The 26,557-nt window shown below is 74.8% G+C and carries 28 protein-coding genes; 14 read left to right on the forward strand and 14 right to left on the reverse strand.

What is annotated here, in order from left to right:
- From ABD879_RS19230 to ABD879_RS19240, 3 genes are all read right to left on the reverse strand, one after another.
- Positions 1-1,925, reverse strand: a 1,925-nt coding sequence (locus tag ABD879_RS19230; RefSeq protein ID WP_345022857.1) for a polynucleotide kinase-phosphatase, incomplete at its 3' end; no start/stop codon positions are given.
- On the reverse strand, positions 1,922-3,457 hold the full coding sequence (locus ABD879_RS19235) for a 3' terminal RNA ribose 2'-O-methyltransferase Hen1 (protein ID WP_345022858.1): 1,536 nt from the start codon (positions 3,455-3,457) through the stop codon (positions 1,922-1,924). The genes ABD879_RS19230 and ABD879_RS19235, both read right to left, overlap by 4 nt.
- Positions 3,458-3,506: 49 nt before the next feature.
- Positions 3,507-4,433: a DUF3152 domain-containing protein gene (locus tag ABD879_RS19240; protein ID WP_345022859.1), complete on the reverse strand. Its 927-nt coding sequence runs from the start codon at positions 4,431-4,433 to the stop codon at positions 3,507-3,509.
- Positions 4,434-4,544: 111 nt separating this feature from the next.
- Between ABD879_RS19240 and ABD879_RS19245 the strand changes: the two genes are divergently transcribed.
- A complete protein-coding gene (locus tag ABD879_RS19245; RefSeq protein ID WP_345022860.1) occupies positions 4,545-5,387 on the forward strand; it encodes a TIGR02452 family protein in 843 nt (280 codons plus the stop codon).
- Between the two features lie 9 nt (positions 5,388-5,396).
- On the opposite strand, the gene ABD879_RS19250 is transcribed toward ABD879_RS19245, so the two are convergent.
- Positions 5,397-6,152 (reverse strand): TetR/AcrR family transcriptional regulator, encoded by a 756-nt coding sequence (locus ABD879_RS19250; protein ID WP_345022861.1) that lies wholly within the window; start codon positions 6,150-6,152, stop codon positions 5,397-5,399.
- Positions 6,153-6,364: 212 nt separating this feature from the next.
- On the opposite strand from ABD879_RS19250, the gene ABD879_RS19255 reads away from it, so the two are divergent.
- Positions 6,365-8,083, forward strand: coding sequence for an MFS transporter (locus tag ABD879_RS19255; protein WP_345022862.1), 1,719 nt, complete (start codon positions 6,365-6,367; stop codon positions 8,081-8,083).
- A 67-nt stretch (positions 8,084-8,150) separates the two neighbouring features.
- On the opposite strand, the gene ABD879_RS19260 is transcribed toward ABD879_RS19255, so the two are convergent.
- Positions 8,151-9,077 (reverse strand): LLM class F420-dependent oxidoreductase, encoded by a 927-nt coding sequence (locus tag ABD879_RS19260; RefSeq protein ID WP_345022863.1) that lies wholly within the window; start codon positions 9,075-9,077, stop codon positions 8,151-8,153.
- 69 nt (positions 9,078-9,146) lie between these two features.
- On the reverse strand, positions 9,147-10,121 hold the full coding sequence (locus tag ABD879_RS19265; RefSeq protein WP_345022864.1) for a hypothetical protein: 975 nt from the start codon (positions 10,119-10,121) through the stop codon (positions 9,147-9,149).
- A 237-nt stretch (positions 10,122-10,358) separates the two neighbouring features.
- Between ABD879_RS19265 and ABD879_RS19270 the strand changes: the two genes are divergently transcribed.
- Positions 10,359-11,387, forward strand: coding sequence for a glycoside hydrolase domain-containing protein (locus ABD879_RS19270; RefSeq protein WP_345022865.1), 1,029 nt, complete (start codon positions 10,359-10,361; stop codon positions 11,385-11,387).
- Positions 11,388-11,466: 79 nt separating this feature from the next.
- Here ABD879_RS19270 and ABD879_RS19275 read toward each other — a convergent pair whose 3' ends face one another.
- Positions 11,467-11,859 carry a helix-turn-helix domain-containing protein gene (locus tag ABD879_RS19275; RefSeq protein ID WP_345022867.1) on the reverse strand — a complete coding sequence of 131 codons (393 nt, stop codon included), beginning with the start codon at positions 11,857-11,859 and terminating at the stop codon, positions 11,467-11,469.
- A gap of 121 nt (positions 11,860-11,980) precedes the next feature.
- Here ABD879_RS19275 and ABD879_RS19280 point away from each other — a divergent pair, with 121 nt between their 5' ends.
- On the forward strand, positions 11,981-12,742 hold the full coding sequence (locus ABD879_RS19280) for a class I SAM-dependent DNA methyltransferase (RefSeq protein WP_345022868.1): 762 nt from the start codon (positions 11,981-11,983) through the stop codon (positions 12,740-12,742).
- Between the two features lie 35 nt (positions 12,743-12,777).
- Here ABD879_RS19280 and ABD879_RS19285 read toward each other — a convergent pair whose 3' ends face one another.
- Both ABD879_RS19285 and ABD879_RS19290 read right to left on the reverse strand, forming a co-directional pair.
- Entirely contained in the window at positions 12,778-14,109 is a 1,332-nt protein-coding gene (locus ABD879_RS19285; RefSeq protein ID WP_378272599.1) for a class I SAM-dependent RNA methyltransferase, read from the reverse strand.
- A gap of 1 nt (position 14,110) precedes the next feature.
- Positions 14,111-16,159 carry an APC family permease gene (locus tag ABD879_RS19290; RefSeq protein ID WP_345022870.1) on the reverse strand — a complete coding sequence of 683 codons (2,049 nt, stop codon included), beginning with the start codon at positions 16,157-16,159 and terminating at the stop codon, positions 14,111-14,113.
- Positions 16,160-16,335: 176 nt separating this feature from the next.
- Here ABD879_RS19290 and ABD879_RS19295 point away from each other — a divergent pair, with 176 nt between their 5' ends.
- Positions 16,336-17,001: a potassium channel family protein gene (locus ABD879_RS19295; RefSeq protein ID WP_345022871.1), complete on the forward strand. Its 666-nt coding sequence runs from the start codon at positions 16,336-16,338 to the stop codon at positions 16,999-17,001.
- The gene (locus tag ABD879_RS19300; protein ID WP_345022872.1) at positions 17,001-17,660 is read left to right on the forward strand and encodes a potassium channel family protein; all 660 of its coding nucleotides are present in this window, start codon (positions 17,001-17,003) and stop codon (positions 17,658-17,660) included. Before ABD879_RS19295 ends, ABD879_RS19300 begins: the two co-directional genes overlap by 1 nt.
- A 76-nt stretch (positions 17,661-17,736) precedes the next feature.
- Here ABD879_RS19300 and ABD879_RS19305 read toward each other — a convergent pair whose 3' ends face one another.
- On the reverse strand, positions 17,737-18,483 hold the full coding sequence (locus ABD879_RS19305) for a DUF3159 domain-containing protein (protein WP_378269539.1): 747 nt from the start codon (positions 18,481-18,483) through the stop codon (positions 17,737-17,739).
- Positions 18,484-18,509: 26 nt separating this feature from the next.
- A complete protein-coding gene (locus tag ABD879_RS19310) occupies positions 18,510-18,935 on the reverse strand; it encodes an OB-fold nucleic acid binding domain-containing protein (protein WP_345022873.1) in 426 nt (141 codons plus the stop codon).
- Positions 18,936-19,204: 269 nt separating this feature from the next.
- On the opposite strand from ABD879_RS19310, the gene ABD879_RS19315 reads away from it, so the two are divergent.
- The gene (locus tag ABD879_RS19315) at positions 19,205-20,455 is read left to right on the forward strand and encodes a L,D-transpeptidase (protein ID WP_345022874.1); all 1,251 of its coding nucleotides are present in this window, start codon (positions 19,205-19,207) and stop codon (positions 20,453-20,455) included.
- Positions 20,456-20,465: 10 nt separating this feature from the next.
- On the opposite strand, the gene ABD879_RS19320 is transcribed toward ABD879_RS19315, so the two are convergent.
- Positions 20,466-21,287 (reverse strand): DsbA family protein, encoded by an 822-nt coding sequence (locus tag ABD879_RS19320; protein WP_345022875.1) that lies wholly within the window; start codon positions 21,285-21,287, stop codon positions 20,466-20,468.
- Positions 21,288-21,384: 97 nt separating this feature from the next.
- Here ABD879_RS19320 and ABD879_RS19325 point away from each other — a divergent pair, with 97 nt between their 5' ends.
- Positions 21,385-21,873: a CBS domain-containing protein gene (locus ABD879_RS19325; RefSeq protein WP_345022876.1), complete on the forward strand. Its 489-nt coding sequence runs from the start codon at positions 21,385-21,387 to the stop codon at positions 21,871-21,873.
- A gap of 67 nt (positions 21,874-21,940) precedes the next feature.
- Here ABD879_RS19325 and ABD879_RS19330 read toward each other — a convergent pair whose 3' ends face one another.
- Together ABD879_RS19330 and dut are read right to left on the reverse strand one after the other, a co-directional pair.
- Entirely contained in the window at positions 21,941-22,780 is an 840-nt protein-coding gene (locus tag ABD879_RS19330) for a DUF3710 domain-containing protein (RefSeq protein WP_345022878.1), read from the reverse strand.
- A 3-nt stretch (positions 22,781-22,783) separates the two neighbouring features.
- Complete coding sequence (dut, locus tag ABD879_RS19335; RefSeq protein ID WP_378269545.1) at positions 22,784-23,257, reverse strand: dUTP diphosphatase; 474 nt, start codon at positions 23,255-23,257, stop codon at positions 22,784-22,786.
- A 222-nt stretch (positions 23,258-23,479) separates the two neighbouring features.
- Between dut and ABD879_RS19340 the strand changes: the two genes are divergently transcribed.
- The 6 genes from ABD879_RS19340 (at position 23,480) to ABD879_RS19365 (ending at position 26,516) form a co-directional block, all read left to right on the forward strand.
- On the forward strand, positions 23,480-24,196 hold the full coding sequence (locus ABD879_RS19340; protein WP_345022881.1) for a hypothetical protein: 717 nt from the start codon (positions 23,480-23,482) through the stop codon (positions 24,194-24,196).
- The gene (locus ABD879_RS19345) at positions 24,196-24,738 is read left to right on the forward strand and encodes a MauE/DoxX family redox-associated membrane protein (RefSeq protein WP_345022882.1); all 543 of its coding nucleotides are present in this window, start codon (positions 24,196-24,198) and stop codon (positions 24,736-24,738) included. Before ABD879_RS19340 ends, ABD879_RS19345 begins: the two co-directional genes overlap by 1 nt.
- On the forward strand, positions 24,735-25,202 hold the full coding sequence (locus ABD879_RS19350; RefSeq protein ID WP_345022883.1) for a thioredoxin domain-containing protein: 468 nt from the start codon (positions 24,735-24,737) through the stop codon (positions 25,200-25,202). Before ABD879_RS19345 ends, ABD879_RS19350 begins: the two co-directional genes overlap by 4 nt.
- 73 nt (positions 25,203-25,275) lie before the next feature.
- Positions 25,276-25,761, forward strand: coding sequence for a hypothetical protein (locus ABD879_RS19355; protein ID WP_345022884.1), 486 nt, complete (start codon positions 25,276-25,278; stop codon positions 25,759-25,761).
- Entirely contained in the window at positions 25,758-25,940 is a 183-nt protein-coding gene (locus ABD879_RS19360; RefSeq protein ID WP_345022885.1) for a hypothetical protein, read from the forward strand. Before ABD879_RS19355 ends, ABD879_RS19360 begins: the two co-directional genes overlap by 4 nt.
- Before the next feature lie 18 nt (positions 25,941-25,958).
- Complete coding sequence (locus tag ABD879_RS19365; RefSeq protein WP_345022886.1) at positions 25,959-26,516, forward strand: hypothetical protein; 558 nt, start codon at positions 25,959-25,961, stop codon at positions 26,514-26,516.
- The last annotated feature ends 41 nt before the right edge of the window (positions 26,517-26,557 follow it).

Below are 26,557 nucleotides of genomic sequence, written 5' to 3' on the forward strand. Positions count from 1 at the left end.
AGCCCCGCGTCGGCCAGCGCGACGGCGGCGGCCAGCAGGGCGGCCCGGGCGGCCGCGCCGGTCGCCGCGTACTGGGTGCGGATCAGCTCCATGGCCTTGGCCGACCAGGGCAGCAGCTCGCAGTCGAGCACCAGCCAGCCGGTCTCCAGCTCGTCCCACAGCCCGGCGGCGCCGATCGCGGTGCGCAGCCGGTCCAGCAGCGCGCCGGTCAGCGCGGGGTCGTTGAAGAACGCCCGTCCGGTGCGGGTGTAGACGGCGCCGGTCGTGCCGTCGTCCACGCCGAACCGGGCGGCGGCCGCCGCCGCGTCCCGGCAGACGACCGCCACCGCGCGCGAGCCCATGTGCTTCTCCTGGCAGATGACGCGGTCCAGGCCCGCGTCGCGGTAGGCGGCCAGCGCCTCGGCCGGGTGCTCCAGGTAGCCGGGCAGCGCGGAGGTGTCGGCCGGCGCCATCGTCGGCGGCAGGTAGACCAGCCAGCGCGGGTCGGTCGCGAACCGGCTCATCACCTCCAGCGCGGCCAGCGCGTTCTCCTCGCGGACGGCGACCCGGCCCATGAGCCGCGTCTCCACGCCGCCCGCGCCGAGCACGTCCTCGATCTTCAGGACCGTGCTCTCGCGGTGCCCGCCCGCGGGGGCGTCGTCGGGGGCGGGCTGCAGCGGGCGCACCGGCTCGTACCAGACCCGCCGCGCCGGACGCGACACCAGCTCCCGCTCGGGGTAGCGCAGCGCGGTCAGCCTCCCGCCGAACACCACGCCGGTGTCCAGGCAGATCGTGTTGTTGACCCATTCGGGCTTCGGCACGGGCGTGTGCCCGTACACGACCATCGCCTTGCCGCGGTAGTCCCGGGCCCACGGGTAGCGCACGGGCAGGCCGTACTCGTCGGTCTCGCCGGTGGTGTCGCCGTACAGCGCGAACGACCGCACCCGCCCGGACGCCCGGCCGTGGTAGGCCTCCTTGAGCCCGGCGTGCGCCACCACCAGACGCCCCTCGTCGAGCACGTAGTGGCTGATCAGACCGTCCATGAACGCCAGCGCGGCGGCGCGGAAGTCGTCGGGTTCGGCGGCCAGCTGCTCCAGCGACTCGGCGAGCCCGTGCGCGACCCGCACCTTGCGGCCGCGCAGCGCCCGCACGAGCTTGGCCTCGTGGTTGCCGGACACGCACAATGCCGTGCCGGCCTCCACCATGCCCATGACCAGGCGCAGCACGCCGGGCGTGTCCGGGCCGCGGTCGACCAGGTCGCCGACGAACACGGCGGTGCGGCCGTCGGGGTGGCGGGCGCCGGCGGCCCGGCCGAGCGGGTCGCGCTCGATCCGGTAGCCGAGGTCGCCGAGCAGGTCCTCCAGTTCGGCGCGGCAGCCGTGCACGTCGCCGATGATGTCGAACGGGCCGGTCAGCTCGCGCTTGTCGGTCCAGGCCCGCTCGCGCACGACGGTCGCCGCGTCGATCTCGGCGACGCCGCGCAGCACGTACACGCGTTTGAACTCGCGGCCGAGCGTGCGCAGGCCGCGCCGCAGCTCGCGGCGCTGCCGCGGGACGACGTGGTCGGGCAGCCGCCGGTCGGCGCGGGCGGCGTTGCGTTCGACCGCGACCCGCTCGGGCACGTCCAGCACGATCGCCACCGACAGCACGTCGTGCTCCTTGGCGATGCGGACGAGCTGCTCGCGCGCCTTCTGCTGGACGTTGGTGGCGTCCACGACGGTCAGCAGCCCGCGCCGCAGCCGGGTGCGGACGATGTGGTGCAGCAGCTCGAACGCGTCGCCGGTGGCGGACTGGTCGTTCTCGTCGTCGGCGACCACGGCCCGGCAGTGGTCCGACGACACCACCTCGGTGGGCTTGAAGTGCCGGGCCGCGAAGTGCGACTTGCCCGAGCCGGACACGCCGACCAGCACCACCAGCCCCATCTCGGGCACCCTGATCTCGGTCATGCCGCTCCCCCGTCCGTGCCGCCGTCGGTGCCGCCGTCGGTGCCGCCGTCCGTCCCGGGCGCCGCGGCGGGCGCGCCGAGCGAGAACACCGCCATCTGGGTGGGCGGGCCGACCTGCGGGTCGTCGTCGCCCACCGGGACGTACCGCACCCGGTAGCCGTAGGTCTCGGCGACCCGGCCCGCCCAGGAGGCGAATTCGGCGCGCGTCCATTCGAACCGGTGGTCGGGGTGGCGCGCGGCGCCCGGCGCCAGGCCCTCGTAGCGCACGTTGTACTCCACGTTCGGGGTGGTGACGATGACCAGCCGCGGCCGCGCCCCGCCGAACACGACCTGCTCGACGGCGGGCAGCCGGGGCGGGTCGACGTGCTCGATCACCTCCATGAGCACCGCCGCGTCGTACCCGGCGAACCGCTCGTCGGCGTAGGTGAGCGCGCCCTGGAACACCTCGACGCGCGGTTCGCGGTCGGGGCCGAACGCGTCGGGCAGGCCGCGGCGCTGCATGATCTGCACGGCGCGGTGCGAGACGTCCACCCCGGCGAGCTTCTCGAAGTGCCGGTCCTGCTTGAGCCGCGCCAGCAGGCGGCCGGTGCCGCAGCCCAGGTCGATGACGCGCCGGGCGCGTTCGGCGCGCAGCGTCTCCAGCACCGCCTGCATCCTGCGCTCGGCCAGCGGCACCGGCGGCGCCGCGACCCCGGCCGCGTCGTCCGGCTCGGGGGCGCCCGGTTCGGCGGCGGTGGGGTCGGCGGCGGGCGGCTCCTCCTCGATCGGGTCGCGGTCGAGGGCGTCCTCGGGGGCGTCGTCGGCGTCGGCGAGCCGGCCCAGCGCGGCCCGCACCAGGCCGCGCCGCCCGGCCAGGTAGCGGCGGGTGATCGCGGCCCGGTCGGGGTGGGCGGCCAGCCAGCCCTCGCCCGCGCGGACGAGCTTGTCCACCTCGTCGGGGGCGATCCAGTAGTGCTTGGCGTCGTCCAGCACGGGCAGCAGCACGTAGAGCTGGTTGAGGGCGTCGGCGAGCCGCACCTCGCCGGTCAGCGTCAGCGACACGTGGCGCGAGTCGCCCCACTCTGGGAAGTCCGGGTCCAGCGGCAGCGGGACGGCCTCGACGTGCCAGCCGAGCGGCGCGAAGAGCCGTTCGGCCTGCTGCGCGCCGCCCCGGCACGGCACGGCGGGCAGCCGGATCTCCAGCGGCAGCGGCCCGGCGGCCAGTTCCGGCCGCTCGTCGCAGCGGCCCCGCATCGCGGTGCGGAACACGTTGGCCATGGCGGACGCCAGCAGGGACGACGCCGCGTAGGGGCGGTCGTTGACGTACTGGCCGAGGGAGAAGTCCGGGGTGCCCTTGCCGCGCGTGCGCACCAGCTTCACCGGGTCGACGTCCAGCAGCAGCGCGGCGGTGCAGCGGTGCTCGCCCGCGTCCGGGTAGAAGACGTGCGCGGTGCCGAAGGACTGCTCGAACGCCTGCACGCGGTCGGGGTGCTTGTACAGCAGGTAGCCGAGGTCCGTGGCGGGCGGAGCCGTCGTGGTTATCGTCAAGAGCACCGTGCCAGTGTGGCGGACCCGCGCCGTGCGGCCCCACACGTTTTCCGGGTCACGGCACCGCCGGGCCGGTGATGAAGCGGCCCTTGCTGTCGTAGGGCCAGGGGTTGGCGACGCAGCCCTTGAGCCCGAAGATCTGCTGCTGCATGACGGGGGCGGGGCGGCCCTTGCCGGGGCAGGTCGCGTGGCCGTACCCGAGCCGGTGGCCGACCTCGTGGTTGATGGTCAGCGCGTGGTAGTCGCCCGGCTTGCCCTTGTAGTAGGGGGTGAGCAGCAGCCAGCGCCGCAGGTTGACCACGACCTCCTTGCCTCCGGCGCAGTTCACCTTGCCCTCGGTGTCCAGGCCGTAGGCGGCGCACAGCTTGTCGGTGGTGCCGGGCGAGGCCAGGCGCACCACGAAGTCGTAGGGGGCGGAGTCCACGCGGCGGAACGACACCCGCCCGGAGGCGGTCCAGCCGCGCCGGTGCGCCAGGATGCGGTCGACCTCGCGGGCGAACTCGGCGGGGTCCTGCCGCAGGCCGCCCTCCACCTCGACCATGTAGCGCATGAGCCGTCCGCCGCGCCCGAACGTCTTGTCGGCGCCCTCGGGACGGGTGAACTTGCCGGTGCCGCGCTTGGGGATGTACACCTTGGTCGAGGGGGTGATGCCGGCCGGGGGCGACGGCTCGGCCTCGACGCGGGCCTTCGTCTCGCCGGCGGCGGGCGAGGAGGTCGTCCGGTGCACCTGGGCGCCGGAGGCGGCGCCGCCCATCGCCCCGCCTCGGAAGGCGAACGCCCCGATGCCGACGACGGCCGCCGCGACCAGCAGCGCGGCCGGCACGCCCAGGGCGATCGCGCCGGCGCGGCGCCGCCGTCCTGCTCCCAGCGACCGTTCGAGCTGCTCGTCGAAGACCGCGGGGACGTCGCGCGTCCCCGGGTCGGCGCCGGGGGCGCGGACGTCCGGCGGGGACGGCGCGCTTGGTGGTCTCGGTGGCTCCATGGCCCGCCCAGGATGCCAGAAAGCATCCGAAATGTTGTGAAATCACGACTTATTGCTGGGTGACAAAACCGGTTTGCGGGGCCCCCTCCGGCCCGGCAGACTCGTGCCGCCATGAGCAGACACCCCCGGCGGCAGACCGCCCAGCAGACCGTGGCCATCATCGAGCGCGGCGGCTACACCGCGCCGTCCGGCCGCGCCGTGGCCCTCGCCGACCGGATCGGCGCCGCGGTGCGCGGCACGGTGCTGTACCGCCCCGCCGAGCTCGACGAGCTGCTCGCCCGGCTGCCGGACGCCGCCGGGACGGGCGGCACGCGCGTCGAGGTCACCGCGGAGACCACCCTCGCGGCGGCCCGGCGCCTGCGCGAGGGCGGTCACACGCCGCTGGCGCTCAACTTCGCGTCCGCCAAGAACCCCGGCGGCGGCTTCCTCAACGGCGCGCACGCCCAGGAGGAGGGGCTGGCCCGCTCGTCGGCGCTGTACGCGTCGCTGACGGCCGCCCGCGAGTACTACGACTTCCACCGCGCCCAGCGCGACCTGCTCTACAGCGACCACATGATCTACTCGCCGGACGTGCCGGTGTTCCGCGACGACGCCGGGCGGCTGCTGGAGGAGCCGTACGAGGTGGCGTTCCTCACCTCGCCCGCGCCCAACCGCGGCGCGATCCGCGACGAGCGGGCGGCCGCGCGGATCCCCGAGGTGCTGCGCCTGCGCGCCCGCAAGATCCTGGCGGTGGCGGCGCACCGCGGCCACCGGCGGCTGGTGCTGGGCGCGTGGGGCTGCGGCGTGTTCCGCAACGACCCGGTCGAGGTCGCCGAGGCGTTCGCCGGGCCGCTGGCCGCGGGCGGCGAGTTCGCCGGACGCTTCGAGCACGTGGTGTTCGCCGTGTCCGACCCGGCCGAGGGGGCGCCCCGCCGGACCGCCTTCGAGCGCGTCCTGGCGCCCCTGGCCTCCTGAGGCCCCGCGTCAGGAGCCGGCGCCGGCCGGGCGGGCGGCGACGTAGGACTCCAGGCCGCGGACCAGCAGGTCGAGGCCGAACTCGAAGCGCTCGTCGCCGCCGCCGCTCATCAGCTCCCCGACGTGCCGCACCACGTTGGGGAACCGGTCGGGCGGCAGGCTGGAGAAGTAGTCGCGGACCTGGCCGAGGAACCGCGCCATGTACTCCTCGGCGCTCCCGCCGTGGGCGCGGTGGCGGGCCATGTGCAGCGACGCCTCGTACACGTGGGCCGTGACGTACAGCGAGATCTGGTCGATCGTCCAGGCCGCGATCTGGGGCGGCACGCCCCCCGCCAGCATGATCGACAGAAGTCCCTCGGCGATGCGCATCGCGTTGGGCCCGGTGGGGATGGTGGCCATCGACACGCGGGCGATGTCGGCGTGCGCGCTCAGCACCCGGTGCATCTCCCGGGCCGTCTCCCGGAGCTGCTCGCTCCAGCGCGCCGGGTCCGGCTCCGGGATGCGCACCTCCCCCGCGACCCGCTCCCGCATCAGCTCGAACAGCTCCTCCTTGCCCGAGACGTGGGCGTAGAGCGAGGCCGGACCGGTGCCCAGCTCCTGCGCGACGCGGCGCATGCTCACCGCGTCCAGCCCCTCGGCGTCCAGCAGGCGCAGCGCGACGTCGACGATGCGCTCCTGGCTGAGCGGCTGCCGCGGCGGCGCGGCCGGCCTGCGCCTGCTGCGCCACGGCGGTGCGGGCATCTCCGGGGCACCGGTGTCCGACACATGACCTCCCGTTGTCGCGATATGACTTGACGGGCCGCCGACGCGATATATCTTCTCTATCGAAGAGAGATTGCGGCCGCCTCTCGCCTTCCTTGGGCACGAACAGCGTATTTGACACGAACAACGTTCTCGCCATAGAACACTGTTCGCAAAACGAACAGTGTTCTACACCGCGCGGGCGGTCCCGCGCCGAACCCCTCTGGAGAACCGATATGTCCGACACGGACGCCGCCCCCGCCTACCGGTGGCGCTGGGCGGCCCTGATGGTGATCCTCACCGGCGAGGTCATGGACATGCTGGACACGCTGGTCACCGCGATCGCCGCACCCACCATCCGCGCCGACCTCGGCGGCTCGGCCGGCACCGTCCAGTGGCTGACCGCCGGCTACACCCTCGCCATGGCCGTCGGCCTGATCACCGGCGGGCGGCTCGGCGACCTGTACGGGCGCCGCCGCATGTTCCTGGTCGGCGCGGCCGGCTTCACCGCGGCCTCGCTGCTGTGCGGGCTCGCCCAGTCGCCCGGCATGCTGGTCGGCGCGCGCGTCGCGCAGGGCCTGTTCGGCGCGCTGATGCTGCCGCAGGGCCTCGGCATGATCAAGCAGATGTTCCCGCCGCAGCAGGTCGGCACGGCGTTCGCCGCCTTCGGCCCGGTCATGGGGGCGTCGTCGGTGGGCGGTCCGGTGCTGGCGGGCTGGCTGACCGGCGCCGACCTGTTCGGCACCGGCTGGCGGATGATCTTCCTGATCAACCTGCCGCTGGGCCTGGCGGCCGTCCTGGCGGGCCTGCGCTTCCTGCCCCGGGACGGCGGCGGGGGCACCGCGCGGCTGGACCTGCCCGGCGCGGCGCTGGCGGCGCTCGGCGCGGGCCTGCTGGTCTACCCGCTCGTCCAGGGCCGCGAGCTGGACTGGCCCGCCTGGATCTTCGCGCTGCTCGCCCTGTCGGTCGCGGTGTTCGGCGTCTTCTCCTGGTACGAGACGCGCGTCCAGCGGGCGGGCGGCGACCCGCTGGTCGTCCCCGGCCTGTTCCGCAAGCGGGGCTTCACCGCCGGGCTGCTGGTCGGCATGGTGTTCTTCGGCGCCATGACCGGCCTCGCGCTCGTGTTCACCCTCTACCTGCAGATGGGGCTCGGCTACTCGCCGCTGAAGGCGGGGCTGTCCCAGGTGCCGTGGTCGCTCGGCATCCTCGCCGGATTCGGCGCCGCGCAGGCCGTGCAGCGGTTCGGACGCGCCGTCATCCACGCCGGCATCGCCGTCATGGCCGCCGGGGTCGCCGGCATCGCGCTCATCCTGCACATCGCGGGCATCGGGGTCGGCCCGTGGCAGCTCGCCCCCGCCCTGCTCGTCTGCGGCACCGGCATGGGCCTGCTGATGGCCCCGTTCTTCGACATCGTGGTGTCGGGCGTGGAGCCGCACGAGACCGGCTCCGCGGGCGGCACGCTCACCGCCGTCCAGCAGTTCGGCAGCGCGCTCGGCGCCGCCGTGCTGGGCACCGTCTTCTTCGGCCTGCTCGGCGGGCAGGTCGCGGCCGAGGCCGAGCACGCCGCGGCCGCGCTGCGCGACCGGCTGGCCGCCGCGGGCGTCGCCGCACCGCAGCGCGACCGCGTCGTCGCCGACCTGCGCGCCTGCGGGCGCGACCGCGCGTCGGCCAAGGACGGCGACCAGGTGCCGGCGTCCTGCGTGCGGCTGGGACGGGAGCTGGCGGCCGCCGCGGCCGCCGACCCGGCCGCGGCCCCCGCGATCCGGCAGGCGGTCGGCACGGCCGCGGAACGCTCCGCCAAGGAGGGCTTCGGCGGCGCGATGACCGGGACGCTGTGGGTCGTGATCGGGATGCTCGGGCTGACGTTCCTGCTGGCCTTCCTGCTGCCCCGGCACGCCCGCCCGGACGGGGACGCCCCCGGCGCCGCCGCCCTCGCCGTCGCGGCGACCGCCTGACACGGGCCGGGCCGCCGCACCGCGCCCTGCGGGGCGGTGCGGCGGCCCGGGCCGGCGTTGCGGAGCGTCAGACCTTGCCGAGCACCTCGGAGGCGATCAGCTCCAGGTGCTCCAGGTCGCTGAGGTCCAGGACCTGCAGGTAGACGCACTCGGTGCCGATCTCGGCGAGCCTGCCGAGCTTGTCGACGACCTCGCCGGGCGTGCCGGCCAGGCCGTTCTCGCGCAGCTCGGGCACCTCGCGGCCGATCGCGTCGGCCCGCCGCTTGATCTCGGCCTCGTCGCGGCCGACGCACACCACCTGGGCGGCCGAGTACACCATCGGCTTGTCCCGTCCCGCCTCCCGGCAGGCCGCGCGGACCCGCTCGTAGGCGGCGCCGGTGGCGTCCACCTTGGCGAACGGCACGTTGAACTCGTCGGCGTACCGGGCCGCCAGCCGCGGGGTGCGCTTGGCGCCGAGGCCGCCGATCAGGATCGGCGGGCCGCCCGCCTGGGCCGGCTTGGGCAGCGCCGGGGAGTCGGTCAGCGCGTAGTGGGCGCCCTCGAAGGAGAAGGTCTCGCCGGCGGGTGTCCGCCACAGCCCGGTGATGATCTCCAGCTGCTCTTCCAGCCGCTCGAACCGCTCCTTCAGGCTCGGGAACGGGATGCCGTAGGCGGTGTGCTCGGCGTCGAACCAGCCGGTGCCGATGCCGAAGTCCACCCGGCCGCCGCTCATCTGGTCGACCTGGGCCACCGCGATGGCCAGCGGCCCGGGAAGGCGGAAGGTGGCCGCGGTCATCAGCGTGCCCAGCCGGATCCGGGACGTCTCGCGGGCCAGCCCGGCCAGCGTGATCCAGGCGTCGGTCGGGCCCGGCTCCCCGCTCACGTCGCCCATCTTCAGATAGTGGTCCGAGCGGTAGAAGGCGTCGAACCCCAGGTCCTCGGTGGCCTTGGCGACCGTCAGCAGTGTCTCGTAGCTCGCCCCCTGCTGGGGCTCGGTGAAGATTCGAAGACGCATGGTGCCAATCCTGGTACGGATCTCACCGCGTCCGCGCCATCGGGCCCCCGGAATCGCACCAAGTCCCGGTCACCACGGGGCGCGGCGCGCGGGCAGCACCCTGGTGGCGGCGCCGGCGGCGTTGTCGTGCAGGTCCAGGTCGGTGGTCGACGCGGTGACCTTGGCGCTGGAGCGCACCACCGAGCCCGGCCGCGGCCCCCACCCGGCGCGGCGCGGCATGAGCTTGTAGCGCAGCGTCCTGTCCCCGCCGGGGGCGATCGTCCCGAGGTGGCACATCAGGAAGTAGTCGTGGCGGCGGCAGCCGCCGCGCACCATCCGCACCACGTTCCTGCGGCCGCCCGGCACCCTGGCCGCGACGACGACGCCCCGGGCCGGGGACGGCCCCGCGTTGTGCACCCGCACCAGGTAGGTGATGGGACGGCCGGAGCGGACCCTCGACGACGCCCGGTGCACCACCGACAGGTCTGCGGTGCGGGCGACCTTCACCAGCGGGAACGCGTGGCTGACCGTCGCCGGCCGGCCCCAGGTCACCGTGAGCCTGCCGCCGACCGCCTGACCCGGCCGGGCCGTGCGGGCGACCCGGGCGGTCAGCACGCCCACGACCGTCTGCCCCGGCCTGAGCGTGCCGAGCCGGCAGGACGCCACGCCGCGGCCGAACGCGCAGTGGCGCTGCCCCGACACGTAGATCAGCGGCCTGGACATCCGCATCCGCAGCACCAGCGGCCCGACCCGCCGACGGTTCTTGTTGGTCACGGCGAACGGCCAGCTGTAGGTGCGTCCCGGCAGCAGCGGCCCCCGCGGCGCGGCCGTGGTGATGACGATCCCGCGGGCCGCCTTGGTCCGGCCGCTGCCGGCCCCCGCGAACGACGGCGCGCCGTACCCGCCGGGCGTCCAGGCCGTCGTGGCGGCGCCCGTGGGCGGCCAGGGCCGCGTCTCGGCCGCGCCCGCGGGCTCGGCCGCCCCGGAGGCCGCCAGCAGCGGCACCGCGGCGAGCGGTACGACGAGGCCGCGCGCGACGGCGCGCACCCCCACGTGTTCGATCATGATGGTCCCCCCGTGACCCCGGCCGATCAGAGCAGGTCAGTTGTAGCGGGGGCCCGAACGCGTCGCCAGCGCGGCCGCGGCGTGTCGCACCGGCCGCCGCGTCAACCTTTCGCCAAGTGGCGGCCTGCCTGTCGGACCGGCCAGAACACCCTGAGATATGGGCGTTTCCCGGCGGACGTCCCATGTGGGCGGGTTGAATCGACTACACAACGACTGCTGCCGCCACGTGGAGTGAGCATGAGTGTGTTCGGCGTCGACTACGCCTGGGGACGCCCGGGCCCGGCCGCCCTGAAGGAGGCCGGTGCCAAGTTCGTGTGCCGCTACCTGTCGCACGACACCTCCGGAAAGAACCTGACCCGGGCCGAGGCCGACCAGCTGTCGCGGGCCGGCCTGTGGCTCGTCGTCGTGTGGGAGACCACGGCGCGACGGGCGCTGTCGGGCCGCGCGGGCGGCGCCGCCGACGCCCGGGACGCCGCCGAGCAGGCCGCGGACTGCGGGATGCCCGACGACCGGCCGATCTACTTCGCCGTCGACTTCGACGCGTCCGCGAGCCAGCAGGCCGCCGTCAACGCCTACCTGGACGGCGCGGCGTCGGTGATCGGCCGCGACCGGGTCGGCCTGTACGGGGGCTACGGCCCCGTCAAGCGCGCGCTGGACGCGGGCAAGGCCCGCTGGGCGTGGCAGACCTACGCCTGGTCGGGCGGCAAGTGGGACAAGCGCGCCCACATCCAGCAGTACTCCAACGACCACAAGATCAACGGTGTGAGCGTCGACTACGACCGCGCCATGAAGGACGACTACGGGCAGTGGCGCGTCGACGTCTCGCCCGCCGGGGACGACACGCCCGGATACGTGTCCGTCGGCCTCACCGCCGAGCAGGTGCTCGCCCCCGGCGCGTGGACGACGATCCGGTGGGACAAGGAGTACGCCGACAGCGGGCACCAGCACCGCGACGCGGGCGGTCCGAGCCTGCTCAACGGCCCCGCCCGGTACGCCGTCACCGCGTCGGTGCGACTGCGCGGCGTGCCGGCGGGCACCCGCGTGCAGGCGCGGCTGATCGAGGTGGACGCCGACGACACCGCGCGGTACGACATCGGGCCGGTGCAGGACTTCAGGGCCTCCGGCGGCGACACCTTCGTGCTGTACGGGGTTCCGGCCGACACCGTCAACGCCGGCCACCGGGTGCGCTTCCAGGTCGTCCAGCACGGCGACGCCGAGGCCGCCGTCACCGCCGGCAGCGCGAAACTGCTCTACTGGCGCCGGTGAGCGGGCGTTCGCGCCGTCAGGGGCGCAACAACCGGTCAGTTCCGGAAACCCGGACCGTGGAAGGCGCCGGGCGGGCCGGTCAGCGCCCCTCCGGCTCCCCGTACAGGGCGCGCAGGAAGGCCAGGGCCATCCGGCGCTTGTCCCCGGGGTCGGTCCGCAGCGCGGCGAAGTAGGCGCTCAGCTCCTCCAGCTCGCGCAGCGTGACGGCCACCTCGTCCGGCTCGCCCTCCTCGTACGGCGTCGGCTCGCCGCCCTCGGCGATGCGCACCAGGTCGCCCGGCCGCCACTCCAGCGCCTCCTCGATGGCGGCGCGGGTGCGCGCCTGCGGCCAACGCTCGGCCGACTCGAGGTTGTAGACGGTCTTGACGGTGACCCCGGCGCGTTCGGCCAGGCGCTCCTGCGTCAGGCCGAGCGCACCCCGGCGGGCCGCCACGTACTTGGCGACCCGCCCGCGGTCCGGCTCGCCCTCCATGCGTCCCAGCTTGGCGGAAACACCCGGAACATCCAGTAACCGGACGGCGAAGGTTTCCTTGACCATCCTTTCCGCGAAGCACCGGGCGTTCCGCCGCGGTATGGCCGGGCATGCTCCGCCCATGGAGGCCGAGAACCGTGCGCGCCTGTCGTACAAGGTGCGATACGCCGTCCGCCATCCGCGGCGCGTCGTGCCGTACGCGCGCAGACTGGCCCGCGACGCCTGGCTGCGGGCGCGGGCCCGCGACCACGTGAGCTACTACCGGGCGGTGATGCGCTCGGACGCGGCGCGCAGCCCCAACGGCGCGGTCGGCACGCCGTCGCCCGGGCACTGGGAGCGGCTCGGCGGGCTCCAGTTCGACTACCTGACCCGGCACGGGCTGTCCCCCGGCGACCGGATGCTGGAGATCGGCTGCGGCAACCTGCGCGCGGGGCGGCTGTTCGTCCGGTTCCTGGAGCCCGGCCACTACTACGGGGTGGACATCTCCCCCGACATCCTGCTGGCCGCGCAGGACACCGTCGTCCGCGACGGGCTGCAGGACCGCCTCCCGCACCTGATGCTGGTGGACGACCTGCGCCTGGAGTTCCTGCCCGCGGCGCACTTCACGGTGGTGCACGCCCACAGCGTGTTCTCGCACTCCCCCGCCGAGGTCATCGACGAGTGCCTGGCGCACGTGGGGCGGGTGCTGGCCCCGGGCGGCTTCTTCGACTTCACCTACAACCGCACCGACGGCGAGGAGCACCACGTCCTGCACGAGGACTTCTACTACCGCACCGGCACGCTCGTCGCGCTGGCCGCCCGGCACGGCCTGTGCGCCCGGCCCATGGACGACTGGGAGCGGACCGGCCACCGCCAGTCCAGGCTCCGCCTCACCCACGCCTGACCCCCGGGGCGGTGCACGGCCCCGGGGCCCGCGCCCTACCCCTTGGCCAGCACCGCCAGCAGCTCCACGTGCCGGGTCATGGGGAAGGCGTCGAAGGCGCGCAGGTTCGCCGGCGTCCAGCCGCGGTCGGCGAAGTAGGCCAGGTCGCGGGCCAGGGTGGCCGGGTCGCACGACACGTAGGCGATCCGGCGGCCGGCCAGGCGGGCGACGTGCTCGACCACCTCGCGGCCCGCGCCGGCGCGGGGCGGGTCCAGGACGACCACGTCGGCGCCCCGCACCCGGGCGCCGCCCCGGTGGTCGCCGCGCTTGGGCTGGGCGCGGCCGGACCCGCCGTCGGCGCGGCCGAACTCCAGCTCGGCGATCACCTCGGCGACCGCGCCGCGCTCGACCGCCACCTGGGGCAGGTCGCGCAGGTTGAACTTGGCGTCGCGGACGGCCTGGGCGTCGGACTCGACGGCCACCACCAGCCCGTCCGGGCCGACGCGTTCGCCGAGGGCGGCGGCGAACAGCCCGGCGCCGCTGTACAGGTCGAGGGCGATCTCCCCGGGCCGGGGCTGCAGGGCCTCCAGCACCGCGTCGGTGAGCACCTGCGCGGCGCCCGGGTGCACCTGCCAGAAGCCGCCGCCGCTGACCTGGAACAGGCGCCCGGACACCTCCTCGCGCACGTACGGGACCGGCCTGCCGGGCTCGGGCCGGCCGCGCAGCACCCGGACGGGCACGTCCAGGCGGGGCACGCGCGCCCGCGCGCCGCCGCGGACGACCACCACCCGGTCGCCGGTCGCGGCGGACACCACGCCCTCGACGGACGTGGCGCCGCGCCAGGGCTTGCGCTCGATGCCCATCGCCTCCACCCCGGGGTGGGCGATCAGGCACTCGTCGATCGGCTCGATGTCGTGGGAGCGGTGCCGGTGCAGGCCGACGGCGCCGTCGCGGCGGACGGCGAACTGCACCCGCGTGCGCCAGCCCAGGCCGTCCGGCGCGTGCGGCAGCTCCTCGACCACGACCGTGCGCTCGATGCCCGCGACCCGCCGCAGCTGCTCCTCCACGACGGCGGCCTTGAGGCGGCGCTGCGCGGGCAGCGACGCGTGCTGCCAGTCGCAGCCGCCGCAGCGGCCCGGCCCCGCGAACGGGCACGGCGGCCGCACCCGGTCGGGGGACGCCTCCAGGACGTCCACGGCGTCGGCGCGCAGGAACCGCTTGGTGCGCTCGGTCACCCGCGCCCGCACGCGCTCCCCGGGCAGGGCGTGCCGGACGAACACCACCCGCCCCTCGTGGCGGGCCACGCAGACGCCGCCGTTGCCGACGCCGCCCACTTCCAGTTCGAGGAATTCGTCCGCTTCCGGGTCCGTGCCCGGGTCCGCCCCCAGATCAGTCACGCTTGGACACGATACCGCCGCCCAGAGGCAGCCCGTCCCCGCGCGGGGCCTCGCGGGCCCGCCGCACCGCGCCCGGACCGGGCGGCTCCGGACGCCCCTTGAGCCGGTCGGACGAGGCCAGCTGCCACGGCACGCTGGTCACCATCACGCCGGGCACGAACAGCAGCCGCCCCTTCAGCCGCAGCGCGCTCTGGTTGTGCAGCAGGTGCTCCCACCAGTGGCCCACCACGTACTCGGGCAGGAACACCGTCACCACGTCGCGCGGGCTCTTGCGGCGCACGCTCTTGACGTAGTCCAGCACCGGCCGGGTGACCTCCCGGTACGGCGAGTCCAGGATCTTCAGCGGGACGGGCAGGTCGAGGGCCTCCCACTCGGATTGCAGCCGCCGCGACTCGTCGAAGTCGACCGCCACGGTGACCGCCTCCAGGGTGGAGGGGCGGGTGGCCCGCGCGTACGCCAGCGCCCGCAGCGTCGGCTTGTGCAGCTTGGACACCAGGACGATCGCGTGGTTGCGGGCGGGCAGCGCCACGTCCTCGCCGGTGGGGGTCAGCTCCTCGCGGACCCGGTCGTAGTGCCGCCGGATCCCCTTCATGATCACGAACAGCGCGGGCATGGCGATGCACACGATCCACGCGCCGTGCGTGAACTTGGTCAGCAGCACGATCACCAGCACCAGCCCGGTCGTGGAGCCGCCGACCGCGTTGATGAGCCGCGAGCGCTTCATGTGCCGCCGCACGGCCGGGTCGGACTCGGTGTCCAGGTGCCGGTTCCAGTGCCGCACCATGCCGATCTGGCCGAGCGTGAACGACACGAACACGCCGACGATGTACAGCTGGATCAGCTTGGTGACCTCGGCGTGGAAGGCGTACACCAGCAGCCCGGCCATGGTCGCCAGGATGATGATGCCGTTGCTGAACGCCAGCCGGTCGCCGCGGGTGTGCAGCTGGCGCGGCAGGTAGCCGTCGCGCGCCAGGATCGAGCCGAGCACCGGGAAGCCGTTGTAGGCGGTGTTGGCGGCCAGGAACAGGATCAGCGCGGTGACCACGGCGATGTAGAAGAACGGCAGCGAGCCGTCGCCGAACACCGCCGCGGCGACCTGGGTGAGGATGGGCTCCTGGATGTAGCCGGGGCCGACCGGGCGCCCGTCGCGCAGCAGGTCGGCGGCGGGGTTCTCGGCCACCCGCACGTGCGACTCCAGCGCCAGCACGATCACGCCGCAGAACATGGTGATCGCGATCGTGCCCATCATCAGCAGCGTGGTGGCGGCGTTGCGGCTCTTGGGCTTGCGGAACGCCGGCACCCCGTTGCTGATCGCCTCCACGCCGGTCAGCGCGGCGCAGCCGGACGAGAACGCCCGCAGCAGCAGGAACAGCACGGCGAACCCGGCCAGGTCGCTGTGCTCGGCGCGCACCTGCAGGTCGGCGGTGGGCGCGCGCAGGTGGTCGCCGAGCACGCCCAGCCGGTAGAGCCCGTAGGCGACCATGCACAGCACGCCCGCGACGAACGCGTAGGTGGGGATCGCGAAGAACGTTCCAGACTCCCGGACGCCCCGCAGGTTCATCACGGTCAGCAGGGCGATGACGACCAGCGCGGCGGCCACCGGGTTCTGCCCGATGACCGGGATCGCCGGGCCGATGTTGTCCACCCCCGACGACACCGACACCGCGACGGTGAGCACGTAGTCGACCAGCAGGGCGCTGGCCACGGTGAGCCCGGCGTTGGGCCCCAGGTTGACGGTGGCGACCTCGTAGTCGCCGCCGCCGCTGGGGTAGGCGTGCACGTTCTGCCGGTACGAGGCGACGACGACCGCCATCAGGACGACGATCGCCAGGGCGATCCACGGGCCGTAGGCGTAGAATGACACTCCCGCGACCGCCAGCATCATCAGCAGTTCCTGCGGCGCGTACGCGACCGAGGACAGCGGATCGCTGGCGAAGATCGGCAATGCGATGCGCTTGGGGAGCAGCTGCTCGTGCAGCTGCGTGCTGCGCAAGGCCCTGCCGACGACCAGCCGTTTGACGAGGTCGGAAGCCTTCGACACGGATGAGACTCTAGTCGTCGGTGCCGCACCGTTCGCACCGGCCCGTCCCGGGCCTACCGATGCCTGGAGGTCCGCCCGGTTGGGTAGTACTCGCCTGGGCGGATGTGTAGTTTTGCAGCCCGGCATGGATCGTCCGAGCGGGAGCGATCCTGGGGGTAACCGGAGAAGGAACGGCCGTGCATATCGTGATCATGGGCTGCGGGCGGGTGGGGTCGACGCTCGCCCACATCCTGGAGGACAAGGGCCACTCGGTGGCCATCATCGACCAGAATCCGGAGGCGTTCCGCCGGTTGCGCAGCGGCTTCAAGGGGCGGCGCATCACGGGGTTCGGGTTCGACCGCGACGTCATCGCCGAGGCGGGGATCGAGCAGGCGTCGGCGTTCGTGGCGGTCAGCAGCGGCGACAACTCCAACATCATCTCCGCCCGGGTGGCCCGGGAGACCTTCGGCGTCGACAACGTCGTCGCCCGCATCTACGACCCCCGCCGCGCCGAGGTGTACCAGCGGCTCGGCATTCCGACGGTCGCGACCGTGCGGTGGACGGCCGACCAGATCCTGCGCCGGCTGCTGCCCGAGGGCGCCGAGCCGCTGTGGCGGGACCCGACCGGCGAGGTCGTGCTGGCCGAGCTGGACCTCGGCCCCGCCTGGGTCGGCGACAAGGTCGCCGCGCTGGAGGAGGCCGCCCGCACGCGGGTGGCGTTCCTGTCCCGGATGGGCGAGGCCCTGGTGCCCGAGGCCGACACCGTCATCCAGGACGGCGACATCGTCCACATCATGGCCCGCGCCGACGACCTGGAGCGGGTCAACGCGGCGGTGGCCGCGCGCGGTGAGGAGGACGTGTGATGCGGGTCGCGATCGCCGGAGCCGGGGCGGTGGGCCGCTCCATCGCCCAGGAGCTGCTGGAGAACGGCCACGAGGTGCTGCTGATCGACAAGAGCCCGCGCGCCATCAAGGTGGAGACGGTGCCGCGGGCCGAGTGGCTGCTGGCCGACGCCTGCGAGATCTCCTCGCTGGACGACGCGGCGCTGGAGCGCTGCCAGGTGGTGGTCGCCGCGTCCGGGGACGACAAGGTCAACCTGGTGGTGTCGCTGCTGGCCAAGACCGAGTACGGGGTGCCGCGCGTGGTGGCCCGCATCAACCACCCCAAGAACGAGTGGCTGTTCAACGAGTCGTGGGGTGTGGACGTGGCGGTCTCGACGCCGCGGCTGCTGTCGGCCCTGGTCGAGGAGGCGGTCAGCGTCGGCGACCTGGTCCGGCTGATGACGTTCCGGCAGGGCGAGGCCAACCTGGTCGAGCTGACGCTGCCGGAGGACGCCCCGCTGGGCGGCGCGCGCGTCGGGTCGGTGTCGTGGCCGCGCGACACCGCGCTGGTGGCGATCCTGCGGGAGGGCCGCGTGCTGGTCCCCAGCGGCGACGACACCCTCGAACCGGGCGACGAGCTGATGTTCGTCGCCAGCCAGGACGTGGAGGAAGAACTCGCCGAACTGCTCGGCGCCCGCTGATCCCGCGCCCTGCGGGCGCCGGCCGCCCGCAGGGCGTCACCGGGGGCTCCAGGGGATCGCCCCCTGGCAGGCGTCCTTACGCGGAGGTGCGGGGCGGGCTGAGAGGGGTGCGGCCGCGGGCGAGCAACCAGACCATGGCGGCCAGGGCGGCGACCTGCAGCGGCCAGCCCATCACGATCTTGGCCGGGCCCAGCAGGGCGCTCTGGTCGCCGTCGGCCAGGTAGATCGGGTACTGCACGGCCACGCGCAGCACGTTGGGCACCGCCAGCAGCCAGGTCAGCCGGGTGCACAGGCGCACCACGCCCGGGTCGGAACGCCAGCCGGTCGGGTCGCCGGTGACCGAGCCGATGATGAAGCCCACCACCGGCCAGCGCACCGCGATCGAGAAGATCATGCCGACCGCGTAGGCGGCGTTGAGCAGGATGCCGGGGACGAACGCGTCCTCGGCCCGGCCCGAGCGCAGCGCGAAGAACGCCGCGATCGCGATGCCGACCAGGCTGTTGAGCACGAACTGCGGCGTGGAGCGCTGCGCGATCCGCACGAGGAGCAGCAGCACCGCCGCGCCCACCCCGATGCCCGCGGCCAGTCTGACGTCCTTGCTCGCGACGTAGGCGGTGGTGAAGGCGATGGTGGGCACGGCGGCCTCGACCATGCCGCGGACGCCGCCCAGCGCCTTGGCCAGCTGGGCCCGCACCGCCGCCTCGACCGTGTCGTGCGCGCTGCCCCCGGCGCGCTTCGCGTCCTCGCCGCGCGCCGTGCCGTCGCCGGTCGCCCTCTCGTCGTCCGCGGCCACGCCGCCCCCGTTCGCCTCGCGCTCGTCCACCGGGCCTCCCTCCGCCGCGCCGGCGGTCACGCGGACCCGCGCAGCTCGTAGCGGGGGTTGAACATGACCTTGCGCCCGTCCTGCACGCTCACCAGGCCCTCGGCGCGCAGCCGCCGCCCCGGGTCGATCCCGGCGATCTTGCGGCGGCCCAGCCAGACCAGGTTGATCACGTCGGTGCCGTCGTAGAGCTCGGCCTCCAGGGCCGGAGCCCCGCCACGGGGTCGCAGGGTCACCGTACGTAGCGTACCCGCCACGCAGGCGCGCTTGCGCGCCGCGCAGGCGGTGATGGGGGTGGCGCCCTCCGCTCCGCTGGTCTTCTGCAGCTCCTCGGCCTCCATCTCGGCCCTGCTCGACGTCATGCGGCGCAGGAAGCGTCGCAACCCGCCGCGTCCGCGATCGGATTCGGGGGTCTTGCGCGTCTCGGCCCGGGTATCGGCCGGCACCTCGTCCATGTTGGAAGCGTAAGGCATCCGGACGAGGACCGCCCGGGACGACGGGGGTGAACTCCGAAAACCCGGGGCGACCTGCGACAAGACGGGCGGTCGGCGTCGGCACCGCAGCGCCGCGGCCCGCTTCCGTCACCCAATCGAGACGCGCGACTTCGGCGGCCTCCCCCCGCCCGGCCCGCGCGGCGTCTAGGTTTTGGTGGCGTCACCCTCCGCAGGCGGATCGCCACAGAAGGGTGATCATCGCAGGTCACGGCAGACGGTACGGGGACAGGATGCTGCGCAGGGGCAACGCACGGACTTGGCGGAACCGGACGGCCGGGGGCGCGGCCGCGACGCTCGCGGCCGCCCTCACCGCCCTGGCCGCGTGCGGCGGAGGCGGACACGAGGCCGGCGGGACCGGACGGGGCTCCCGCGCGGCCGGGGCGGCGGCCGCGCCGCCGCCCATCTGGATCACGCCCGCGCACGGGACGCACGGGGTGCGGCCCGACCGGCGGATCGTGGTCACCGCGCAGCGCGGCACGCTGCGCCGCGTCGTCGCGCGCGCCGACGACGTCACCCGCGCGCCCGGCCGCATGTCGCGCGACCGCCGCAGCTGGCGGACGCGCTGGACGCTGCGCCCCGGCACCGTCTACACCGTCGAGTCCAGCGGCGTCGACGGCGGCCGCCCCACGTCCGCGACCGCCCGGTTCGGCACGCTGCGCCCGCAGGCCACGTTCGGGATCGCCGACGTGACGCCCCGCGCGGGCGAGACGGTCGGCGTCGGCATGCCGGTCATCGTCGTGTTCGACCGGCCGGTGCTCGACCGCGCGGCGGTGGAACGGTCCCTGGAGCTGCGCATGAGCCGTCCCGTGCCGGGCGCGTGGCGGTGGCTGGACGGCCGCCGGGTGGTGTTCCGGCCGCGCCGGTTCTGGCCCGCCGGGCAGCGGGTGGCGCTGGTGGCGCACACCGCGGGGGTGCGGGCGGCGCCGGGCGTGTACGGCAGGTCCGACCGCGCGACCGGCTTCCGCGTGGGCCCGGCCCGCATCAGCACCGTGGACGTGCCGCGGCACCGCATGACCGTGCGGGTGAACGGCCGCACCGTGCGGTCGGCGGGGATCAGCGCGGGCAAGGGCGGGGCGCGCAAGTACACCACCACCAGCGGCGTCCACCTGACCATGGGCAAGGCCGACCCGGTGGTGATGTCGTCGGCGTGGATGGGCGTCACCGATCGCGAGGACCCCCGCTACTACCGCAAGAAGGTCCGCCACGCGGTGCAGATCTCCTCCAGCGGGGAGTACGTGCACGCCGCGCCGTGGTCGGTGCGCGCCCAGGGGCGGGCGAACGTCAGCCACGGCTGCGTGAACGCCTCCCCGGAGTTCGCCCGCTGGTTCTACGCGCAGTCGCTGCGGGGCGACGTCGTCACCATCCTCGGCACCGACCGGCCGCTGGAGTGGCACAACGGCTGGGGGTACTGGCAGCTGCCGTGGTCGGCGTGGCGGGCGGGCAGCGCGCTGAAGCGCCCCGTGCGGCCCTCGCGGCTGTGACGGCGGCGGGTCAGCGGGCGGCGCGGGCCTTCTCGATGGCCTGCTCGAACGCCGGCAGCGGCTGCGCGCCGAAGAACGGCTCGCCGTTGATCAGGAAGGCCGGGGTGCCGGGGACGCCGAGCCGCTGCCCGAAGGCGAAGTCGTCCTCGACGGCGCCGCGGACCTCGCGGTCGCGGCGGTCGGCGTCGAAGCGGGCCAGGTCCAGTCCGGCGCGGCGGGCCACGTCGCGCAGGAACGCGTCGTCGATCCGCCCGCTGTTCATGCGGGGCTGCCGCGCGTACAGCGCGTCGTGGAACTGCCAGAACCGGCCCTGCCGGGCCGCCGCGCGGGACGCCACCGCCGCCCGCATGGACTCCTCGCCGAAGGTGGGGAAGTCGCGCCAGACCAGCCGGACCACCCCGGTGTCGATGTAGCGGCGGGTCAGCTCGGGCTGGGTCCGCCGGGCGAACGTGCCGCATTTGGGGCACTGGAAGTCGCCGAACTCCACGATCGTGACCGGCGCCCTGTCGCTGCCCTTGAACAGGGCCGGGTCGTCGGGCGGCGGGGTGGGCCCGGGCCAGGTCACCGTGGGGGTGGGGTGGGGGGTCGGGGACGAGGGCGCCTCCACCTCGGGGATGCCGCCCTGCCCGTCGGCGCGGTCGCCGGAGGCGCGGTCGCCGTCGCGGGTGAGCGCCGCGAACGCCATCACCCCCAGCACGACGGCCGCGACGGCGACGGCGGTGCGGGACCGCCCGCCGAACAGGCGGGCGAGCGGACCGCCGCGCCCTGCGCCGGGCTCGTCGTCCCGGCCCGCCTCGATCACGTCCGCGGGTTCGTCACCGCGCTGCGGCACCGCACGCCTCCCTCGCTCTGCACGACCGGTCCGGCCCCAGTCTGGATGATCTCGGCGCCCGGTGCCGTCTCCGCCACGGCGAAGTAGCGTGCGAAGTGTGCAGGCTCATGAACTGGCCAGGCCCTTCCCGGTCACCCGGCCGGAGGCCGACGCGCTGGAGGCGGCCCGGATGCTGGCCGAGCGGCGGCTGCCCGGGCTGATCGTGGTGGACGCCGGCGGGCGTCCGGTGGCGGTGCTGCCCGGATCGCAGATTCTGCGGTTCGTCGTCCCGCGCTATGTCCAGGCGGACCCGACGCTGGCCCGCGTCTACGACGAGAGCCACGCCGACCGCATGTGCCGGCGGCTCGGCGGCCGGAAGGTGCGGGACGTGCTGGTGCCGGAGCGGGCGCCGCACCTGCCGGTGGTGCCCGGTGACGCGCAGGCGATGGAGATCGCCGCGCTGATGGCCGACACGCACAGCCCGGTGGTGGCGGTCGTGGACGGCCGGACGGGCCGGCTGATCGGCGCGATCACCGTGTCCGACCTGCTGGAACGGCTGCTGCCGGAGTCCGCCGCCGCGCCGGACGACAGGGCGCACGGCGGCTGAGCGCGGGACGGGCCCATGCCCGATGGGCCCGTCCCGCCAGGTCGCGCTCGGCCCGCGGGCGGCGGGGTCAGCGGACCTCGGTGATCTCCGGGCCGCGTTCGAAGGGATCGAAGGTCTGCACCTTCTCCTCCTGCTGCTGCTGCTCGTCGGCCTCGCTGAACTCCTTGGGGACGCGCAGCTCCAGCAGCTCCCGCGGGGGCATGGGGTGCTCGCCGCGGATCACCACCACGTTGCGCAGCACGTCCTCCAGGACCTGCCACTGCTCCTCGTCCTGCACCGCGGCGCCCTGCACCACGGCCTGCAGGAACCAGCGCGGCCCGTCGATGCCCAGGAAGCGGATCAGCTGCGGCGCCCAGCCCTGGTCGATGAACTCCTGGGGGATCTGCTCGCGCACCTCCTGCGGCATCTCCGCCAGGACCTCCTCGGTCAGCGCGGCGGGCACCATGGCCACCATCTCGGGGCCGAACGGGCCCTCGCCCTCCTGGACCTGGCCGCCCGCCTGCTCCTGGATGTCCTTGGCGGTCTCACGGCGCACGTCGTCCCAGATGCCGCTGCGCTTGGGCGCGGCGAACGCCTGCAGCTGCATGGCGCTCTCGCCGTACTGGACCAGCACCGCGACCGGCCGGGCGTCGATCGGGTTGCCCTCCTCGTCGACCTGGGTCGCCTCGAAGTTCACCTGGAAGCCCAGCCCCTGCGCCACAGGGACCAGCAGGGACCCGAAGTCCAGCCGCTGCATCTCGGGGTAGGAGTCCTGGGAGTCCCACGGTCCGCTGCCGGAGCCGGTCTCCTTCGCGGGAGCCTCGGTCTCGGCCTCCGTCTCGGCGTCCGCCGCCTCCGCCCGCTCGTCGGTTGTCCGCTCGGGCTCCTCGGCGGGCTTGTCGGCCCGCCGGCGACGTCCAAAAGCCACGACTCACGCTCCTTCGTTACCGTACCGATTATCCGCGAACCCGCCCGTGGAGCCGAAGCCGTCGTCCCCGCGGGCGGACCCGGGAAGCCGGGCGACCTCGTGGAAGACCGCGTGTTCGACCCGCTGCACGACCATCTGGGCGATGCGGTCGCCGCGCCGCAGCCGGACGGTGGCGCGTGGGTCGGTGTTCAGCAGGGTCACCTTGATCTCACCGCGATAGCCGGCATCGACCGTACCCGGTGCGTTCACAATGGTCACCCCCAACCTAGCGCCCAAACCGGAACGCGGGTGAACGAACGCGGCATAGCCGTCCGGCAGCGCGATCGCCACGCCGGTGGGCACGGTCGCGCGCTCGCCGGGGCCCAGTTCGACGTCGACCGCGGTGACCAGGTCGGCGCCGGCGTCCCCGGGATGGGCGTACGCGGGCAGCGGCAGGTCGGGGTCGAGCCGCCGGATGAGCACGTCCACCTTGCTCACGAAGTCTCCTCGCTGGTCGGTCGGGCGCCGCCGGGAACCGTCCGAGCCTATCCAGGGCGGGGCCGTGAGCGGTGCCGAGCACGCCGCGCGGCGCCGCCGAAAGGACTTTACCCACAGCCTGTTGACCGCTTCCGACGGCATTGCACCGTGTGACACTCCGATCGCGTAGTGTCACTTTCGTCGTCTTCCGTAGTCGTCGTGGTCGCGGGAGAGGGGGCCGCAGTGAGGCGCCAGGTCGCCGTTCACCGGTCGCTCGACGGCGTCCGGGTCCGGCTGTCGGGCCGGCACGACCTGGGCCGTCCGGTCACCTCGGTGGCGCGCGTCGCCGTCGCCGACCGCCTGCACGAGTTCTCCTCCGGCACCCGCGCCGACGCGCTGGCCTGGGCCGCCGACATCGGCGTGCGGCGCCTCGACCAGGAGTTCCGCATCCAGGGCGGACGGCTGCGCACCGGCCGCACCGCGATCGGCGACCCGGCCACCGGCCTGCGCGAGCCGGTGCTGGCCGCGATATGGGAGGGGCGGCGCCACGCGGTGTTCACGCACCTGTACCACGCGCGCCCGGCCGACGCGGTGGCGTTCTTCGACGCGCTGCGGCTCACCGAGCACGACGACGGGGTCACCGCCGGGCCGCGCGGCCGCGGCCGCCGCCCCGGCCGCGCGGCGGCGGCCGCGGTCGCCGACGCCGTGCTGGTGAAGGAGGTGCCGGGGCTGGGGCTGCTGGAGATCGCGGCGCTGGACGCGCGGGCCCGGCGGCGCCTGCCGCCGTGGCGGGGCGCGGCGGTCGCGGGCGGCGAGCTGTTCCGGGACACCGTGCCCGGGCAGGGCCCGTACTTCCTGCTGGCGCTGCGGGAGCTGCTGGTCACGGTGCTGCCGGAGGAGCATATGGCCGAGCGGATCCCCGGGCGGCTGGCCGGGCTGGCGGTCGAGGCGGTCCGGTGATGGCCGGGCTGGCGGCCGGGGTCGCGGCGGTCGCGGTTCCGCTGGTGCTGGCCGTGTCGCTGTGGGGGCACGCGCGGCGCCCCGGGGTGCTCGTCGCGGCGGTGCGGGCGCACGGGGCGGTGCCGGGTCCGCTGGTGCGGCCGGCGGCGGTGCTGGCGGTGGCGGCCGAGGCGGTCACCGGTGCGGGGGCCGCGGCGGGGCTGCTGCTGGGCTTGGACGGTCTGCTGCGCGTGTGCCTGGCCCTGGCCGCCGTCCTGCTGGGCGTCTACGCGCTGTATGCGGGGCACGTGGCCAGGACGCGCCCGCATCCGGTGCCGTGCGGGTGCGCGGGCGACGCCTCGACGCCGATGACCGGGTGGGTGGCCGTCCGCGCGGGCGTGCCGGCGGTGCTGGCGCTGGTCGGCGCCGCCTGGGGGCCGCCCGCGTCCCGTCCCCCTGCCGAATCGTTGATCGTCGTCGCCATGGGGGTGGTGCTGGCGGTGCTGCTGTGGTCGCTGCCGTCCGCCATGGCGCAGGAGCGGGAGAGGAGTCCGGCCGGATGAGCTTCCAGACCAGTGCGCTGCTGGTGACGTGGGCGGTGCTCCTTCTGCTGGCCCTGGTGGTGGCCGGGCTCGTCCGGCAGGTGCACGCCCTGGGCCGGGGCGCCCCGCCCGCCGCGCTTCTCGGCCCCGCCCCGGGGGCGCCCGCTCCCGGGTTCGACCGTCTCGGTCCCGGCCTGCTGCTGTTCCTGGACCGCGACTGCGGCGTGTGCGAGGAGGTCCTGGCGGCCGCGGGGTCGCTCGGCCGGCCGGTGCGGGCGGTCTTCTCCGGCCCGGCGCCGGACGGCGCGGTCCCGGGCGCGGCGGCCGTCCTGGCCGACGAGCACGACGGCCTGTTCGCCGCGTACCGCATCCCCGCCACGCCGTTCGCGGTGCTCGTGGACGGCACCGGGCGCGTGCGGGCCGCCGAGCCCGTGGGCTCGCCCGAGGCCCTGCGCGAGCTGGCGGCGGCGGTGGCGGCGCGGTGATCGCTCTGGAGGACGTGCCGCCCCTGCGGGGCCCCCGCCCGCCGGGGCGACCGCCGGGCTGCACGCGCTCGGCGTGTTCCCGCCGGCCCGGCAGGCGCTGGCCGCCGGTTTCCGCCTGGCCGGGTACTACGACATCTATCCGCGCTGCCCGTCCTACGCGCACGACCACAACTGCTCCCCCGGATGCGGGCCGAGCCTGGTGTGCCCGTCCTGCTGCCGGACCAGCGGCAGGCACAAGGGCTTCCACAAGTCGGGCGCGTCCCACCCGGGCAGGTACAAGCTGCGCCCCAACCAGTGCTACGCCGACGGGTACGACGGCTGGCTGTGGGCGTACGCCGGCGAGTGCGGCGACTGCAGCGGCGGCGTCACCTGGCGGTGCCACGACGGCTGGAAGAAGTCCCGGCACGGCAACTGGTACCGGACCATCTGCCGCAAGGCGATGTCGTGCCGCACCACGCCCGCCCCGAAGAAGCCGCCCGTGCCCGGCATCGAGTGGGACGGCGCTGTGGACGGGGCCCTGGACGGGGTGAAGAAGACGAAGAAGGTGAAGAAGAAGTGACGGCCGCCCCGGACGCGCCCGCCCCGGCCGGGCGGCTGCGCCGCGGCCTGACCGAACCGCTGCTGCCGGTCGCCGCGCTGGCGCTGCTCGCGGTGGCCGCGGCGGCGCGGGACGCGACCGTGCTGTGCTGGGCGTCGGTGGGGGCGATGGCCGGATACGCGCTGTCGGGGTCGGTTTGAACGCGTAACAGCGAGTCGGTGCTGTTCTCGCCAGGTTGGCGGGCTCCGGTACGGCAGGGCGAGGTCCTGGCCGTCTTCACCCTCGGGCTCGTGCTCGGGGGCACGCTCAGCGCGGCGGTGCTGTGGCTGCTGTCCGGCCTGGCCGCGCCCCTCCCGCCGCCGGGGCGCGCGGCCGCGATCGTGGCGGCCGCGGCCCTGGGCGCGGCCCGGGACCTCGGGCTGGTGCGGTTGCGGCTGCCGCAGAACGCCCGCCAGATCCCGCAGGAGGTGCTCGCCGGCCGCCCCCGCGCGGGGGCGCTGCGGTTCGGTTTCGAGCTGGGGACGGGGGTGCGCACCTACGTGCCGGCGACCACCCCGTACGTCCTGGCGCTCGGCCTGCCGCTCAGCCAGCAGGGGCCGGCGGCGACGCTGCTGGCCGGGGCCGCCTTCGGCGCGGGCCGCGCCCTCAGCGCCGTCCTGGCCTACCTGTCCCGCTCCCCCGACCGCGCCGCCCTGGTCGCCCTGCGCGTCCCGCTCCTGGTCAAGGGGGCCGCGCTCGCCGCGCTCGCCGCCCTCGCGTGGCTGTATCCCGCATAGGACGCACGCGCGCCGGGTGACAGGGAACCGCCGGGCGGGGC

The organism is Actinomadura keratinilytica, from assembly GCF_039539665.1.
In the GTDB taxonomy this organism is placed as follows: Bacteria; Actinomycetota; Actinomycetes; order Streptosporangiales; family Streptosporangiaceae; genus Spirillospora; species Spirillospora keratinilytica.